At 51.2% G+C, this 16,118-nt stretch carries 12 protein-coding genes; 3 read left to right on the top strand and 9 right to left on the bottom strand.

Annotated elements, in window-relative coordinates:
* Positions 1 to 38: 38 nt before the first annotated feature.
* The 7 genes from HMPREF9473_RS03020 to HMPREF9473_RS02990 form a co-directional block, all read right to left on the bottom strand.
* Positions 39 to 755: a hypothetical protein gene (locus HMPREF9473_RS03020; RefSeq protein ID WP_006778585.1), complete on the bottom strand. Its 717-nt coding sequence runs from the start codon at positions 753 to 755 to the stop codon at positions 39 to 41.
* Positions 756 to 771: 16 nt separating this feature from the next.
* A complete protein-coding gene (locus tag HMPREF9473_RS03015) occupies positions 772 to 1,380 on the bottom strand; it encodes a hypothetical protein (RefSeq protein WP_006778584.1) in 609 nt (202 codons plus the stop codon).
* Positions 1,381 to 1,427: 47 nt separating this feature from the next.
* Positions 1,428 to 1,970, bottom strand: coding sequence for a hypothetical protein (locus HMPREF9473_RS03010; RefSeq protein WP_006778583.1), 543 nt, complete (start codon positions 1,968 to 1,970; stop codon positions 1,428 to 1,430).
* Complete coding sequence (locus HMPREF9473_RS03005) at positions 1,957 to 2,610, bottom strand: hypothetical protein (RefSeq protein ID WP_034857866.1); 654 nt, start codon at positions 2,608 to 2,610, stop codon at positions 1,957 to 1,959. Before HMPREF9473_RS03005 ends, HMPREF9473_RS03010 begins: the two co-directional genes overlap by 14 nt.
* 4 nt (positions 2,611 to 2,614) lie before the next feature.
* A complete protein-coding gene (locus HMPREF9473_RS03000; protein ID WP_006778581.1) occupies positions 2,615 to 9,844 on the bottom strand; it encodes a hypothetical protein in 7,230 nt (2,409 codons plus the stop codon).
* Positions 9,845 to 9,919: 75 nt separating this feature from the next.
* Positions 9,920 to 10,684 carry a signal peptidase I gene (gene lepB, locus HMPREF9473_RS25920; RefSeq protein ID WP_006778580.1) on the bottom strand — a complete coding sequence of 255 codons (765 nt, stop codon included), beginning with the start codon at positions 10,682 to 10,684 and terminating at the stop codon, positions 9,920 to 9,922.
* Positions 10,685 to 11,096: 412 nt separating this feature from the next.
* Positions 11,097 to 11,975, bottom strand: a complete 879-nt coding sequence (locus HMPREF9473_RS02990; protein ID WP_006778579.1) for a tyrosine-type recombinase/integrase — start codon at positions 11,973 to 11,975, stop codon at positions 11,097 to 11,099.
* A 227-nt stretch (positions 11,976 to 12,202) separates the two neighbouring features.
* Here HMPREF9473_RS02990 and HMPREF9473_RS02985 point away from each other — a divergent pair, with 227 nt between their 5' ends.
* Together HMPREF9473_RS02985 and HMPREF9473_RS02980 are read left to right on the top strand one after the other, a co-directional pair.
* Entirely contained in the window at positions 12,203 to 12,796 is a 594-nt protein-coding gene (locus HMPREF9473_RS02985) for a chromate transporter (RefSeq protein ID WP_006778578.1), read from the top strand.
* The gene (locus tag HMPREF9473_RS02980; protein WP_006778577.1) at positions 12,793 to 13,359 is read left to right on the top strand and encodes a chromate transporter; all 567 of its coding nucleotides are present in this window, start codon (positions 12,793 to 12,795) and stop codon (positions 13,357 to 13,359) included. The genes HMPREF9473_RS02985 and HMPREF9473_RS02980 overlap by 4 nt, the downstream gene beginning before the upstream one ends.
* On the opposite strand, the gene HMPREF9473_RS02975 is transcribed toward HMPREF9473_RS02980, so the two are convergent.
* Complete coding sequence (locus HMPREF9473_RS02975; RefSeq protein ID WP_006778576.1) at positions 13,344 to 14,222, bottom strand: LysR family transcriptional regulator; 879 nt, start codon at positions 14,220 to 14,222, stop codon at positions 13,344 to 13,346. The two genes, HMPREF9473_RS02980 and HMPREF9473_RS02975, sit on opposite strands and share 16 nt — an antisense overlap.
* 242 nt (positions 14,223 to 14,464) lie before the next feature.
* Here HMPREF9473_RS02975 and HMPREF9473_RS02970 point away from each other — a divergent pair, with 242 nt between their 5' ends.
* A complete protein-coding gene (locus HMPREF9473_RS02970; RefSeq protein ID WP_006778575.1) occupies positions 14,465 to 15,007 on the top strand; it encodes a biotin transporter BioY in 543 nt (180 codons plus the stop codon).
* Here the strand turns inward: HMPREF9473_RS02970 and HMPREF9473_RS02965 are convergent.
* The gene (locus HMPREF9473_RS02965; RefSeq protein ID WP_006778574.1) at positions 15,002 to 16,063 is read right to left on the bottom strand and encodes an AI-2E family transporter; all 1,062 of its coding nucleotides are present in this window, start codon (positions 16,061 to 16,063) and stop codon (positions 15,002 to 15,004) included. The two genes, HMPREF9473_RS02970 and HMPREF9473_RS02965, sit on opposite strands and share 6 nt — an antisense overlap.
* Positions 16,064 to 16,118 lie beyond the last annotated feature (55 nt).

Here is a 16,118-nt window from a genome sequence, read left to right as displayed (position 1 = left end):
TAAATCCCTTTTTATTTTTGTTTCCTGGTGTTTCTATTTCAATCAGACGGGTCCGCCTGGATTGCACTGATTTTTAAGGTTGGGCGGACGGTGAACTGGTACTCCCCGTAGAAGTCCGGGGCTACTTTTCCGTACAGCTTCAGGGTCCTGGCCTCCTCCGCCGGTATGTCCGTGATGAAAATGTTTTTCTTTCCCGGCATGATAGCATCTTTCTCAAAGCTGGCCTCATTGTATCTTCTGTTTTCTTCTCCCAAAACCAGAATGGCAGTTCCTGAGGCCCCCACGCTGGAGATTCTGTCTACAAGCTGAAAGGACTGTTCGACCTGGTCGGAGAACTTCTCTGAGAATTTTACGTCCTCGTCTTTTATCTCCGCCACCTGGGATATCTCCAGCTTGACCGGCACTACGGAGAGATTTCTGATCTGGATTCCTGGACTCTGAATCTGGGCTCCGGGGTTATCTACCTGGAACGGGATTTTGGTGTCTACCTGGAATTCCAGACCGCCGGCCGGCATGACCACGGATATCAGCTCCACGCGGATGTGTCCGGTTACCTTGGAATCCGCTGACGCGCTGGATGATTCCTCGGGATTGAAGGTAACCTCTTCCGTTCTGGTTTCCTGGGCGTTCTGGCTGGCGTAGGCCGGTGGCGCCTGGACCAGTATCAGTGCCAGTGTCAGCGTCGTGGCACACAGAGCACAGCCTGCTGTCAGAGCTGCCATTCCCATCCGCCTGTTCGGTTTGCCTGCTTTCAATGGCCATCAACTCCTTTCATTCCTGTAATGTCAGCTTGATTTTTACCGCCGCCTGGCCAATCAGGGCCTCGGTGTCCTCCTGGTAAGCAAAGAAGACGGCGGTGCAGGCGTATTCCCCGGCTGGAAGCCTGACGTCCAACGGGGCCGATTCCACGTAGTTTCCCGGGCGGATGGCTCCGGTCTCGTATATTTTTTCTCCCGTATCGTCACGGGTGACCTCCACACGGATGAGTTTTCCCTGGTTGGAGGGATTCTCGATCAGCCAGTTGATGGAGCGCTCATTCGTGCTTCCATTTACCTGTCCCGCCGGAGTGATATTCATGGACATATTTAACATCCCTTCCTCCACCACACTGTTTAATTCCCGCTGGCGTTCCTCTTTTGTCTTGCCGGGGATGTCACCGCTGACAATGTTTGCCTCGTAACGGAGACCTGGGGCCGGCTCTGATGCGCTTGTCCGGTAAATGAAGTACACGCCGGACCCGGCGCCTATCATGCAGCACAGGCAGATAACTGCCACTGTGCCCCAGCGGATGGGGCGAATGCGTTCCGTTTTTTTTCTTCTCGTTCCGCTCTGGCTGGATTTATTCTGGCCCTCTTCCATTTCTTCTGCTGTATTGCTCACGTTAGTCGTCCACCTCCATTTTCTGCTTTGAACTGAGGGCTGTCCCATCATTCCAGCACATACAGGGTAATCTGGGCCCCGGCTCTTCCTATGTAGCCGTCATCGCTGAGACGGTAGGCATCAAAATAGGCGGTACAGGCGTACTCGCCTTTTGGCAGCTCCACATCCAGCGGGACTTCATCGATATACTGCTCCGGGTCCAGGTAGCCGGACTTGTATATCACTTCCCCGGTGTCATCCCTCTGGATGGTTACGGTGAACCGCTTCCCGTTGTTGGGCGGGTTCTCCACCATCAGGTTGGCCTTTCCTTTTCCGTCTGTCATGAACGGGGTCGCATTGATGGAGAATATCATCATGCCTTCCTCCACCACGCTGTTTAACTCCTGCTGGCGTTTCTCCGGGTCGTTGAGGGTTCCCGTCTTCACATTTCCTTCGGCCACCAGCGGCTCCGGCGTGGTCCGGGCTTCCGCCTCCCGGCTGTAAGTCAGGACATAATATCCGGCCGCCCCCGCCACTCCAAGGCAGAATACCACCGACAGGACAATTACCAGCAGGTTTATATGTCTGCCTCGCTTTTTACTCTCCCTCATCCTGTCTTTCCTTCCTTTCGTTGTCTACGGTACTGTCATTCTCCTGTGTACCGGTTCCGATGTTTCCGGTCTCCTGGCTGTCATCGGCACTACTGCCTTTCTCTGTCACCCGCAAAACCATATCCAGCGACATCGTCCCGGCCGGGAGTTCTCCTTCGAACAGTTCCAGATTCGCCCGCACCGGGTATTCTCCCACGGACAGTTCCTTTTTCAGATGAAGAAATTCCACATATTTCCCCGGGTCCACCCGGCGGGTGTTGCCGAGAAGGTTTCCGGTCTCCTTCAGGTACAGGCTGATTCTGGCGCTGTACTGGTTGGCTACCGGATTCTCATACCGGATGCTGCACTCCCGGCTTCCCTCCTCCACGGTAGGCAGCTGGTTCACCAGCACCCAGAAGCTGCCTTCCTCCACCTGCTGCGTTTCCCCCGGATAAATGGTTCCATCCCTGGCATTGCTGTCCGGCTGGAAATCACGCCTGGCCTGGATGGCCGTCCACTGGCTGCGCAGCGCCATCCCGCCACAGCCGGCCGCTGTCAGGATTACAAGAAACATTCCCACTGTGATAACTCTGTGCCACATCTTCCTGGACTTTTTTCTGGACTTCCCGTCACCGGGGTTATCTCTTTTCCTCTCCACCATAACCTCAGCTGCTCACCCCGTCTCCAACGACCGCGGCTACGGCGGGCGCGTCCTGTTCCGATATGCCGAACTGGTAATTTACCGTGAATCCGTAGGTATTGGTATCCCGGTAGTACGGGTTGGCCTCGTACTCTATGAAATAGCGGTAAGGGAGAGACCCTTTTCCTTTTATCCGGTAACTCATCCAGTTTTCCGCAGTTCCCGTCTTGGCCGGGGTGTAGTAGTATCCATCTGACGGGATTATTCCGCTTGGCGTCTTTGTATCCTCAATCCCCAGTTTCACTCCTCCATTTAAATCGGATATCTGCTTTGTGCTTCCGTAATTATCATTTTTGGCTACTGGCTTCAGAGGAACATAGCCATCCTGCTCGATCGGCGTCAGGCTCAAAATTCTGCCGGCAATCGGGTACACATTATTGTTAGTCAGTGTCAGGTCGGCGCTGTGGCTGGTCTTTTTCGTCCCATCGGGACTCAGTTCTATGGGGACTTTGACTGGCACTGTCACACTTAGGGTCTTGTTCGTCACACCTGCTATGGCAATACAGATTTCATAACGTTCATTGCCCGAAGCTCCCTCCAACAAAAGATTCCGCTGGGCGGACCTGTTATAAGCGGCTGCTATGTTTAATGATACTTTATCCACGGTTCCCATCTCTGTGACCGGATTGTGCAGCGAGGCGGACGCTTCCACTGGCTGCAAATCCACAGTCCCGGCCTTGACGGCCACATTTTTGTTGGCATTTGTATAGCCGTAACTGCCGTATCCACTGTCTGTCCCTTTGATACTGCTCTCTGTGACAAGCTGGTAATCCTTATCTGACGCAGGTACACGCCCCGGTGTAAAGTTTTCATCCGTCAGACCAATCGCCCGCAGCTTCATATCCGGAATACTCAGACTTTCCGGTAATGTCTCAGCCGTCCCGTTTTCTCCCATGGTATCCGGCGTAAAGGTTACTTGTACCGTTGTCGGCGCCTGGAAGGTCGGATAGCCTTTGGTCTTTTCGGTGTCCAGACTGGTGTACCAGACTCTGTCCGTTCCGGTTTTCAAGGTTCCGCTAAAGGTGTTGAGGGAAGCTGCCATTTCACTGGTTTTCATTTCATCTGTGGTCATACCCTTTAAACCGCTTCCATATTTATTCTCACAAGTTATATTTTTACTATTTACCGATATATCCGTATAACAGTTATTAATCGTACCCACACTCAGCCTGGCAAACCCTGTGGTATCACCCGCGTTATAACAGTTTGAAAGGATTGCTGAATTGGGAGTACTGTTTCCATTATCATCACCGACAAAAGCTGCAATATATGTCCCTCCCATGCCGACAATCGTTCCCAGATTATAACAGCTGGTAATCTCTACCGGATTGTTTGTAACCATGATAGCGCCTATCAGCAAGCCGCCAAAATTATTGTGGCAGATTACTTTGGAATTGGCGCCAATTCCCACTTCCTTTACCTTAGCCGGATACATCGCAGCTCCTATCAGGCCAAGATAGTTGTCACCATTGATATACATCCCATCAATCTCACATTTTCCACCATGAAATGTCCCCTTGTAGGGGTATGCCTCACTGCCGATAGGAGACCAATTCACCGCCTTTTCTATATTGGTAAGGTCTTTCTCACCGGTATATCCGGAATACTTTTCTCCAAAGAGGTTGATGTCCTTTGTCAATTCTATGTTCTGGGTGGCAAGAGCGGCGCCCGTATTGACCTTCCAGGCAAACCAGGCCAGCTGCTCTGCCGTCTCAATTTTCATAGAAGTATCCGCAGAGCCTGCTGGTTCTGTTATCGCTATGAATCCGGCCGCTGCTGCCTGACCAACATCCTGCCAGTTCTCAGTTCCCGGAAGAATTCCATAGGTGGGGTATTCGTTCCCGGCCACATAGGTCCAGGAGATTTCCGAATCTTCCTGAATCAGCCGTTCTCCGTTTAGGCCGTAAGCCGCTCCCCAGGCCGCGAACTCTTTATGAACTACACCGGTTATGCCTGTGGTACCGTTATCTACCGTATAGTTCTTATCATAAAAGCAGTAACTCACGGCAGCTGTATTTCCGTTTCCGACGATTGCGTTTGCACCCTTCGCCGCTTTCACATTTCCGGCATTGTAGCATTGTTTTACAATTCCGTTTGTCGTGAGGAGTCCAACAATTCCTCCTCCCCATCCTGCTGCTTCATTTCCTCCTATGATTCCTCGGTTATAACTGTTTTGGACGGATGCGGTTCCCCCGCTTTTTGCCTGAAGTTCTCCAACAATTCCTCCTATATAAGCCCCGGAATCCGGGCTGGTAACCGTGCCCGCATGATAACAGCCATTCACCACGACTTTGTCAGATGTGTTTCCCGTGCTTCCAATAATGCCGCCGATAGCAGTCACACCGCTTCCCATCAGCGTCCCTTCGTTCCAACAGCCCGTCACCGCCACATCCTGACCTTCGATGTAACCGACGATTCCTCCTGCATAGGAGCCGGTCAGCTGGACCGGACCTTTCCCGATTCCAAGATTCGTGATTCTGGCATTGTTTCCAAGAATGCCGAATACTCCGGCAGTTCCATCCGTTGCAACTTCTATACTTATTACAGAAACCGTATAACCATTTCCATCAAAGGTTCCTGTATACGTTTTTCCTGTTGTATTTACACTACCAATAGGAACCCACTTCAATGCCTTATCAAGCGTTGCAGACGAATCAGACGGGTCATAGGAATTTTCTCCGTTGTAAAAGGAACCGTACAGATTGATATTGCTCATCAACTTTCCACATAGATTATTCCGGCCATTCACTTGATTTACCTGATAGGCAAACCAGGCTAAGTCCTCCGGGGATTTTATCAGATATGGGTTCCCCACAGTTCCCGGTGTTATGGTGCCGGACGCATACCGGTATGTGGGTTCCGGGGCCGCAGCGCCTACCGCCGCCCAGTCGGTATATTCAGCCAGCGCCGTATGAAATGAGGGGTAGCCGTTATTTATATCATCGCTCCGTACCCAGACGGCAGGGGATAAACCTGTATTTAATAAGCTGAGAATGGCATCTGCCTTCATCTCACCGGTGGTTTTTCCACTGACCGATGTCTGTGCGGTCGATTCCAGTCCCACCGCATTCAGGGTGGTATCGCTGCTGGTCTCCTTATCCCAGTAACAATATTGAATTCCTGCCGCGCTTGCCGTGCTGGGGAAATTGCCGGCAATGGCCCCTATGGTTCCGGAACTCGTCTTAAGAGGACCGGTTGTAAAGCTGTTGCTGATTATGTGCGTGCCGGATGCATTTACATTCATGGTATGTCCGACAAATGCTCCCGTGTAGCTGCTGTGGCCGGAAACAGATGCACGGTTGTAACAGCTGGTTATGGAAATCTGCATGCTGGAACTGCCGGTATTTTTCACAACTCCTACTAGCGCGGCGGTTCCTGAATCAGCGTCAGCGGCGGGGGCCGTGGTTGTTACCAAACAGGTGGTATCCAGACCTAATTTTTCTATGGAGGCTCCGCCTCCTGCATAGCCAAACAAGCCACCGACACCAGCTTGTTCTACCTTCATGTTGGCAATCACTTTACCATTGCCATTAAAATTCCCCTGATAAATATTGTCCAAGGTTCCTATGGGCGTCCATGGGACTGGAGCGTCGGAGATTCCACCGTATTTGGTGCCCGTCAAGTCGATGTTTGCGGTGAGCTTTGCATTTGCCGTTGACTTGGTGCCGGCATTTACATCCCGGGCAAACAGAGCCAATTTATCTGCGGTATCAATGGCATAAAAACCGGTTCCGTCATCTGACGCTGCGATTGCCGTAATGAAGCCATCCGTGACACCCTGCGTTACGGCGCTCCAGCTGGAGGCGGCATCAAGTGTCCCAAATCCCGGAGTTTTGCCTTCCGTATATTTCCAGGCGCCGTCCATCTTTTCGCCATTTAATTTATAGGCAAATGCCCAGGATTTCATCTGGGTCTCTGTCCTTATAATCCCTCGTTTCCCAGCCGCCATGCCTTCCAGCGAATAGCAATTTGTGAGCGAACCACCGGGGGACACGCCATCTGCAAGGGTGCTGTTTGGACTTCCATCCATAGTAACTTGGCCAGTGTTGTAACAATTTACAATCGTTGGCGCGTAAGCTGCGATTCCGCCTGCCCGGCATTCACCTTTATATACAGCTGTTATCGTTCCTGTATTATAACAATCAATTATCCTAGTGCCTTCCCTGGCTATTGCTACGATTCCTGCTGCATATGGATAGCCGGCCCCTGTGGCCGTGATATTGGCCTTATTATAGCAGCGTTCAAAAACAGCTCTTGTCCTGAAGCCAGTAAACTCTACATACACAGTCTCTCTTGCAATTCCTCCTGCAGAACCACCACTCACCTCTCCACTCTCTATTCCAAAATCCCGTACCGTACCATCAAAAGCACCACCAATAAATCCATCTGAGGAATAGAAATTGGATAATGCATGCCCACCACCATCAACAGTACCAGCATACCCTCTTTGCTTTACCGTGTGTGAGGTCTCTATTCCCATCCATTGTAGTTTTCCGGCGCCATCATTATATTTCTCTCCGTTCATATCAAGGTCAGCTGTCAGCACGATACACCAGTAGGTCCTCGTCTCAGCATAGACCGCATATCGAAACCATGCCAACGCCTCGGGAGTGCCAATCTCAAAAGGGTCATTGGTGCTTCCGTCTCCTTTTGTAGGTTTATAGATTCCCATTCCATTTGTATCGTTGTAGACTGCCTCCCCTACGGCGTTCCAGTTCTCATAGATGACGCCAATCTCTTCGTCTGCCAGTGGATTGATATCCAGTGGATAAATCTTGGCTGCCACGCCTGAAACCGCTTTAATCTGAGCTTTTTTCGGAGTTGTGCTGTCTGGTTCTAGTTCTGGCTCTGATTCTTTTATCTCCTGACTTTCGTAGGAGGAGGTTTTTAACAGTCTTTCCTTCATGGATAAGGCCGCAGAGTTCTCCCAGCCCCAGTCATTGGAGACTTTTGTTTCTTCTGATACTTCTACTCCAGGACCTCGCGGCATTTTGGTTTCTGACGGTTCTGCTGCTTCCGGTGCGTCATCGGCCCTGCTTCCCATTTGTATCTGATAATGATCATCAATATGGATATCTCCTTCTGCGCTCCACATGATTGACTGGCCATCCATCTCCTCCGGGAGGATAATCTGGCCTTCTTCCAGGGTTATATTCCGGAGGGTCATGCTCTCTGGCAGAATCAGGGTGACTGCAGATACTCTGGAATAGTCCGCGATTGTCTGGTTCTCGTGCAGGGCAAAGTATTCTATCTGGGGGTAAGCATTGTCTGTCTGGTACCAGGTTCCGGGTATGTATTCTTCTATTCCTGACATCTGAATGGTGTTCCTGGCTTCCAGGGATATGGTGGCACTGTCTGTGGGGGATGCTGTCAATGGTTCCACGCCAATAGTTTCGGTCTCCTGTCCGTTCTCATCATCGACGCTGGCCATCTGGCAGTCATATACACAGTCAGTCAGCTGGCCGCCGCCCTCCGCGGTAAAACCACCACGGATTCTTCCGCTCATGGTCAGCGCTGTGGAAGAGTAGCTGTTCTCTATTCTTCCCTGATTGTCCGCCACAAACCCGCCAACTCTGTCACAGCCATCCAGAACTCCGGAAGAGTAACTGTTCTCCAAATGCACTGCCTCCCCCAGCCTTCCGGCGAAACCGCCTGTCCAGGTGTCTGCATCTATCTGGGTAATGATGGTTGCACAGGTAAAACAGTCTGTAACGGTTGTCGTGCCTTCCATCTGTGCTATCAGGCCACCGGCTGCTATACGGTCGGCAGTTACGGCGAGGTATAGGGCTTCGCCATCTCCTCCCATGTAGGAGTTTTCTTGTTCCTCCTCTGCTTCAGACGGAGTTGCTGTATTTGGTTCGTGAACCTCCTGGGCATCGGATGGGGTTGCCTCTGCGAGGTCTGCCTCCATGTCAGGTCCTATCACCTCAGACAGTTTCATCATTCGGTATTGTCTGTCTATTTTTTGAAGGGCTACGGTCTCGGGTTCTTCATCCGGCTCATCTATGGAATTGTCCGCTTGAGTTTTATCGGTCTGCACACTCTCTTCCTGATGTTTTCCTGACTGGACGTTCTCTGATGGATTGCTTTCGGGCCGGCTGTTTTCCAATGAACTGCTTTCAGGCTGGCTGTTCTCCGATGGACGGTTTCCAGACTGGCTGTTCTCCGATGGACTGCCCCCAGGCTGGCTGTTTTCCGACGGACGGTTTCCTGACTGGCCGCTTTCCGACGGACTGCTTCCTGACTGGCCACTCTCCGACGGACTGCTTCCTGACTGGTCGCTCTCCGATGGATTGCTTCCTGACTGGCCGCTCTCCGATGGATTGCTTCCTGACTGGCTGCTCTCCGATGGACTGCCTCCAGGTTGGCTGCTTTCCGACGAACTGCTTTCGAGCTGACCACTCCCCGAAAAACTGCTTTCGAATTGACCACTCTCCACTTGGCTGCTCTCTTCCACGCTGCTCTCCGGCTGGCTTCCTTCTGCCCCGCCATTCTCTGCTCCGCCTCCAACTCCGGGCCCCCTCACTTCCGTCTCCGTCCCTTCTGGCGTCTCATCTCCCGCTGGCCCAATGACCTCCTCCGTCACCTCTTCCGTCGTCTCCAGTTCTTTCCTCTCCAACGCCTCTGCCGGACTCGCCTTCTCAATCTGGTACCATGTCTCTACCGGATTGGATGCCTGTATCTCTCCTCCCATTCCACAGTTGGCTATCTCAGAGTCAACCACATAGGCCGCCAGCGCCCCATAACCATCCACATAATGCTCCCCATCGTAGTAAGTACAGGGATTCGTAATCATGGTCTCGCTCAGAAACAGGTTCTCCACTCTGGCCTTCTTCATCACGCCAAACAGAGGTCTCGTCAGACCGCTGATCACATGTCCATTTCCATCAAAACTTCCGGTAAACGGCTCCACATTCGTCCCGATGGACTTCCACAGCCATCCAAGCTCCAAATCCTCTTCCAGCTGGTATCTCCCATTCAGGTTATATTCCTCGCTCTCCTCATCCAAAAGGTACTGTTCCAGCTCCTCCTCCGTATAGATCAATATCTTCTCCCGGCTTTTAGCGCTGGCTGTTCCTATGCTGTGGGCCGCATATCCAATCCCACCCACAGCAAGAACGCAGACGATCCCTATCAACCAATACCCCAGACGGTCCTTCCCTTTCGTTTTTGAATGTAATCTAAAATGGCTCATCCTGTATTCCTCCGACTTTTATCCTTCCATCCCAAAAATCTCTGATATCTCTTCCCTGATATCCCTTCCCATCACTCACCGCCCGGCCCGAACTATCCATATCACCCGGCCAAGCACCGCTTCCTCCGGCACGGTCCCGATATTGCTGTCACGGCTGTCGATTGACACGGTCCTATTATCCCCCAGCACCAGGTACTGTCCATTCATCACCGTCAATGGCATCCCCATCTCATCCTCCGCCTTCTCTTTATCCTCGTCCGTCAGCGTCACATAGTCCTCTCTCACCTGAACCCCGTTGACTATCACACAGCTTCCTGAGGCATTGATTTCCACCGTATCCCCCGGAAGCCCGGCTATCCGCTTCACCATACTTTCCCCATCCTTTTCAAACACCATCACTTCATCTCGCCGCAGTTCTTTCCCAATCCGGCTGTATACAATCCAGTCTCCATCATTTAAATAAGGATACATGGACGTCCCGGACACTCTGTCGACCCCAATCAGAAAAACAAACACCACACTCACACATAGCGCCACCGCCAGAAGCCCTGCCACCGTCCGAATTGTTCTCCTTCGTCGTCTTGCGAAATATCTCCGCATTTCGACGCGGACACGGCCGCGCATCTGTTTCTCCAGCTTCCGAAGCCTGTCCCGTCCGGACGCACCGGCAGCCTGGCCCGTTTCCAGGGATTTCACAATCTCCCAGAGGTAACAGATCATCTGCCCCTCCTCAAAACCGCCGAACCAAACCGTGCGGAAATGGGATGCCCGTTTCTCTTTTTTCTCCCGGCTTTTCCGCTGGCTCTTCCGGGATTTCCCTCTGCTCTCGGCCATTTCCACGGACTGGCACCTCTCTTTACTTCATAATATGTACTACGTGGTATTCGACCGGAATCACCAGGGCGCCAGGCAGCACATTTCCTGTCAATCAGATGGATTTTGATGTTGAAAAAACGAATTTAAGAACTTAAAACATGATTTTCCGGAATGCAGGAACCTGCTCTCATAAATAAAAGCATGACAAACAGGCGATTTCGGCTCAAAAAGCCCCATCACCACATTTCATGCCCAAATCCCCACATTTTTGCGTCTATCGGATTGAATTTCACATTTTTTTCCATTTCAAACCTTGCAATTTTTACGAAAGTGGGTATAATAGACTTAATTACGAAGGAAATGACCTTCAGAATCTTTTATAGATACCGCATAATACATATTATGGGGTATTTTTATTTTTCCGAACCATTAGAACCTATCCAAGTATCAGATTCATCCGCCCCAGCTGATGCCTGGGTTCTTCTTCGGTCCCTGCGGTATAGATTCGCGTCGTGCTGATATTGGAGTGTCCCAGCAAATCCATCAGCCGCACCACATCCTTTTCCATGCTGTAAAACACTCTGGCAAACAGATGCCTCAGATTGTGTGGAAATACCTTGGCAGTATCCACTCCCGCCTCCACCGCCAGCCGCTTCATCCGCTTGCTGATGTTGCTTCTGTCCATGGGATTGCCATTTCTGGTGATGAAGATACTCCCCGATTGGATTCCCTTTTTCCGGCAATATTTCCTTAACATATCCACCAGCTTTCCCGGAAGCAGCACTACCCGTGATTTCCCCTTATTATAGATTTCGGCGCGTCCGGTTTCCAATGATTCCACACTGATGTACTTCAATTCGCTGATTCGAATACCGGTACTGCCAACCGTCTGCAACAGCATACTCATCCGGGTATCCCCAGCTTCCCGCGCCGCCCGGATTAACCCCCTGTAATCCTGCCTGGTCATCTCCGTCTCCGGCTGGCAGTATGCCGCCCTCTGGATTTTAAACAGCCGCACCTTCCATTCCTCATGCCCGATATATGTAAAGAAACTGTTGATAGCCGCCAGCATGGAATTGGCGCTGGCAATCTTATAATTTTCCTTTAAATACTGCTTATATTCCCGCACCCTGTCTTTATTCACAACCTCCCTCTCATCTCCGCCCCCATACTCCTCCAGATAAGCCGCAAACTTCCTCACATCCCTGAGATATTTCTCCACCGTGGCCCGGCTTCGCTCCTCGTCATACAGATATCCTCGATACGCTTCCAATACCTCTTTTGTTATCGGGTTCATATTTTTGCGCATTCTCATATTAAAAAAAGCCCCCTTCTCTGAGTTATTTCACTCTGCTATGTTGTTATTCTTCCACTTTAATCGTTAACAGCCCAAATTGCAAGTGTCGAATCACATATAAAATTGGAACTTTTTTCCATTCATAGGTATTTACCTATCATTTTTATAATTATTACTTTCTTTACTTATACCACATTCCATCGTACAATGGGCATCAACGACAAGACATCAAAAAGGAGCAGAGTATGAAAAAGAAAATTGATTTAAAAACCCTGTGGATTCTATTCAAATCCATGTTTGCCTTAAGCGCCTGTACCTTCGGCGGCGGCTTTGTGATTGTATCGCTTATGAAAAAGAAATTTGTGGAGGAGCTGCACTGGATGGAGGAGGATGAGATGTTAGACATCACCGCCATCACCCAGTCCTCGCCGGGGCCGCTGCCGGTCAATGCTTCGGTTATCATCGGGTACCGGATGCACGGCGTGCTGGGTTCTCTGACGGCGGTGCTGGGGACCATCATCCCGCCGATGGTGATTATCTCACTGATTTCCGTGTTCTATCAGCAGTTCCGGGAGAACACCTACATTGCCATCGCCCTCCAGGTGATGCGGGCCGGTGTGGCGGCGGTGATCTGTGACGTGGTCATCAATCTGGCGGGAAATGTGTGCGCCACCAGACGGTTCCTCTATATTGCCATGATGGTTACCGCCTTCGCCAGCACCTATCTGCTGGGCGTCAGCGCCATGACGGTGATCCTCATATGTCTGGGTATCGGTCTGGCTGACTTGGGAGTGTCCTTCTATAAGAAAAAAGAGAAAAGCGAGGTTGTGGTAGAATGAGCGTATTGTTGACATTATTTTTTGCCTTTATTCAGGTTGGTCTGTTCAGCGTGGGCGGCGGTTATGCCGCAATTCCACTGATTCAGTCCCAGGTGGTCAACATCCACCGGCTGATGACCATGGAAGAATTTGCAGATTTGATTACCATTGCGGAAATGACTCCGGGCCCCATCTCCATCAACTCCTCCACCTTTGTGGGAATGCGGCTGGCAGGTCCCATGGGCGCTATTCTGTGTACACTTGGCTGTATCATCCCATCGTTCATCATCTGTCTGACGCTGGCTCACTTCTATTATAAATACCGGGGCTTAAGCGGTGTTCAGACGGTGCTGGCCTCCCTGCGGCCCGCCGTTGTGGCGCTGATTGGCTCGGCCGGAGCTTCAATCCTGATGCTGGCCCTCTTTAACAGCGATATCTTTTCCGTATCGCTGGCCAACATCCGCTGGATTGAGCTCGTCCTCTTCCTGGGCTGTCTCTTCATCCTCCGCAAATGGAAAGCCAGCGCCATCTCCATCATTTTCGGAAGCGGACTGGTTGGGACACTGGCCTACCTGGTGTTCTGATTCCGGCAGATATCCAGAAAGGTTTTCAGCCCCTCCGACAGGTATTTGTCCTTGTGGTAAATCAGCTGGATATCACGCTTCATACTGTTTTCTTCCAAAATTATCTGAAGGGAGCCCTCCGCGGCTTCCTTTTTTACTATCATTCTCGACAGAATGGCGAATCCCCGCCCCTCCATCACCGCGTTTTTGATCGCCTCGGTGTTGGTACAGCTCCAGATTCGTTTTAAATTCATCTCTTTCACATTCAGCATCTGCTCCAGCTGGTTCTTCTCCGCGCTCCCCGTCTCCCTGGAAATGTAGTTCTGCCCGTTTAAGCAGAACAGTGTCAGATTTTTCTGCCCGTAAAGCGGATGGGAACGGCCCACCACAATCACCAGCTCGTCCTCGTAGAACGGGATGCGGACAATGTCTCCGCTGTCCACGAATCCTTCCACCAGTCCCACATCCAGCTCGCTTTTCAGCACCATCTCCTCTATCACGGAGGTGTTGCAGACGGTGATTTCCGTCTCGATGCCCGGCAGCTTCGCCTCCAGGCAGTTAAGCTTCTCCCCCAGCAGGCAGGTCCCCACGGACACGCTGGCGCCGATGCGCAGTCTTCCGATGCTGCCCCTGTTCTTCATAGTCAGCTCCATGTCCTCAAAGGAATCCACGATATAGCGGGCATAGGACAGAAGCGTCCGCCCCTCGTCCGTCAGATACAGCTGCTTTGACAGCCGCTCAAAGAGGCGGACCCCGTAATAATCCTCCAGTTCCCGGATGGCCTGGCTGACGGACGGCTGGGTGATGTACAGTTTCTCCGCCGCCCGGCTCATCTTGCCACAGTCCACAACAGTAACAAATATTTCCAAATGTCTGATTGTCATAATCGATTCTCTCCCCGGCCAGCCAGCCATTTCTATAATTTCTATATCAAAATTTCTACATCAATATCCCAAACCAAATGAACGATAAATTCAAAGATAGCATACCACACCGCAATCACAGGCGTCAAATATCCGCAAGATTCGCCGCGCTCCAATTGTTAACCATTATTCATATTTTGGTTGACAATCATCTCATTATCTTATATAATCACCATAAATTCATAAAAAAGGAGATTTTACATATGAGCAAATCACTACTCACCACCAGAGAGCTGGCCCTAATCGGTCTGATGGCGGCTGTCACCTGTATTCTCAGCCCCATAGCTCTCCCGATTCCCTTTTCCCCGGTGCCCGTCACCTTCGGAAACCTGGCGCTCTTTCTAGCCGTCTATGTACTGGGAATGAAAAACGGCTTCATCAGCTACGTGATTTATTTTTTAATCGGCATCGCCGGCCTCCCCGTATTTTCCGGCTTCTCAGGAGGCATGGGAAAGGTAGCCGGTCCCACTGGCGGCTACCTGATTGGTTTTTTCTTCATGGTACTGATTGCCGGTTATTTTATTGATAAATATCATGCAAAAAAGGGGCCTTCCATCGCAGGTATGGTGCTGGGCGCCCTGGTCTGCAACCTGGTTGGAACGGTGTGGCTGTCCCACCAGCTGGGCATCAGCTTTCTGGCAGGTCTCGGTTCCGGCGTCATCCCCTACCTGCCCGGCGATTTGGTGAAAATCATCGCGGCCTCCTTCCTCGGTCCGGAACTGAGAAAAGCGGTCAACCGCCTATAAATCCACCGACTGCACAATATCTTCAATCAACAGCAGCCCAATCGGCCCCAACAGAAATCCCAGAAGGCCGAACAGCTGCAAACCCACATACATGGATATCAGCGTTTCTAAGGGGGATAGGCCCACCTTGTCCCCCATCATTTTTGCTTCCATGATTTCCCTTAAAAAATAACAGATAATATAGATGGCAAACAGCATGATTCCCCTGCCGATTTCACCCCGGAACAGGGTGAAAAGCCCCCAGGGAATCAGCACGGTTCCCGTCCCGAAGATGGGAAGGGCGTCCAATAGCCCTATGCCAATGCCTCCCAGAATATAATAGGGATTTCCCATCAGCCAGAACCCGATGGTGCAGATAATCATGGTCAGCAGCATGATGGTGCCCTGGGTCTTCAAAAAGGCGTTGGCCACCACCCTCAGCCTCTTTCTTATCATGTTAAATTCTTTCTGAAACACGGAATGGGACCATCTCTCCCGCCAGGCATCCATCTCCTGAAGCGACAGCATTACCCCGATAATCAGAATGACCCAGAGGACGGTTATCTGGATGACACCCCGGAAGATGGTCATGGAATTCACCATGAGATATGGCATGGCCGTACTCTTTATGGAGGTCACCAGACCCAGCAGCATTTCCCTGGCAAGAAGGACCAGGCAGCCCCGCTTCAGGCAGAAGACCACCTCCATCTGGTGGCAGATTCCGGTCAGCCATTTGTCAAGCGCCTCTATCCAAAGGGGTATCTGCTCCATCAGCATACCGGCCTCCGCGTACAGCTTCCGACCTCCGAAGTACAGCCCACAGCCAAGTATCCCCATCACCACCAGCAGCTCCAGAACTCCTATCAGGCCGATGGGTATTCCGTAATATTTTCCCCGCACCTTCACCCGGCACCGCTTTGCCAGCCAGCCGGCGGAGGGCCGCAGCAGAAGGGCGATGCCATATGCAAGTAAAAAGGGAATTACGAGGGGCAGTAAATATTTCAGAATCAGATAAACTGCACCCGTAACTCCCACAATTAATATAATTTTCTTCAGTTTCTTACTCGGTTCTACCATGGACTCACCTATTTCTGTTTTGTACTTCCTTTGTACAGGTTTTATTGTGAGCAGT

Origin of the sequence: Hungatella hathewayi WAL-18680 (genome assembly GCF_000235505.1) — a bacterium.
Lineage (GTDB): Bacteria > Bacillota > Clostridia > Lachnospirales > Lachnospiraceae > Hungatella_A > Hungatella_A hathewayi_A.
The sequence above is the reverse complement of the archived record's forward strand: the minus strand, read 5'-3'. Positions and strand labels throughout refer to the sequence as shown.

Coding starts and splice junctions, on each gene's coding strand:
- HMPREF9473_RS02975 (WP_006778576.1), bottom strand. CDS start 14,222: ATGACAATCAGACATTTGGAAATATTTGTTACTGTTGTGGACTGTGGC.
- HMPREF9473_RS02980 (WP_006778577.1), top strand. CDS start 12,793: ATGAGCGTATTGTTGACATTATTTTTTGCCTTTATTCAGGTTGGTCTG.
- HMPREF9473_RS02965 (WP_006778574.1), bottom strand. CDS start 16,063: ATGGTAGAACCGAGTAAGAAACTGAAGAAAATTATATTAATTGTGGGA.
- HMPREF9473_RS02970 (WP_006778575.1), top strand. CDS start 14,465: ATGAGCAAATCACTACTCACCACCAGAGAGCTGGCCCTAATCGGTCTG.
- HMPREF9473_RS03010 (WP_006778583.1), bottom strand. CDS start 1,970: ATGAGGGAGAGTAAAAAGCGAGGCAGACATATAAACCTGCTGGTAATT.
- HMPREF9473_RS03000 (WP_006778581.1), bottom strand. CDS start 9,844: ATGAGCCATTTTAGATTACATTCAAAAACGAAAGGGAAGGACCGTCTG.
- HMPREF9473_RS03005 (WP_034857866.1), bottom strand. CDS start 2,610: ATGGTGGAGAGGAAAAGAGATAACCCCGGTGACGGGAAGTCCAGAAAA.
- HMPREF9473_RS02990 (WP_006778579.1), bottom strand. CDS start 11,975: ATGAGAATGCGCAAAAATATGAACCCGATAACAAAAGAGGTATTGGAA.
- HMPREF9473_RS02985 (WP_006778578.1), top strand. CDS start 12,203: ATGAAAAAGAAAATTGATTTAAAAACCCTGTGGATTCTATTCAAATCC.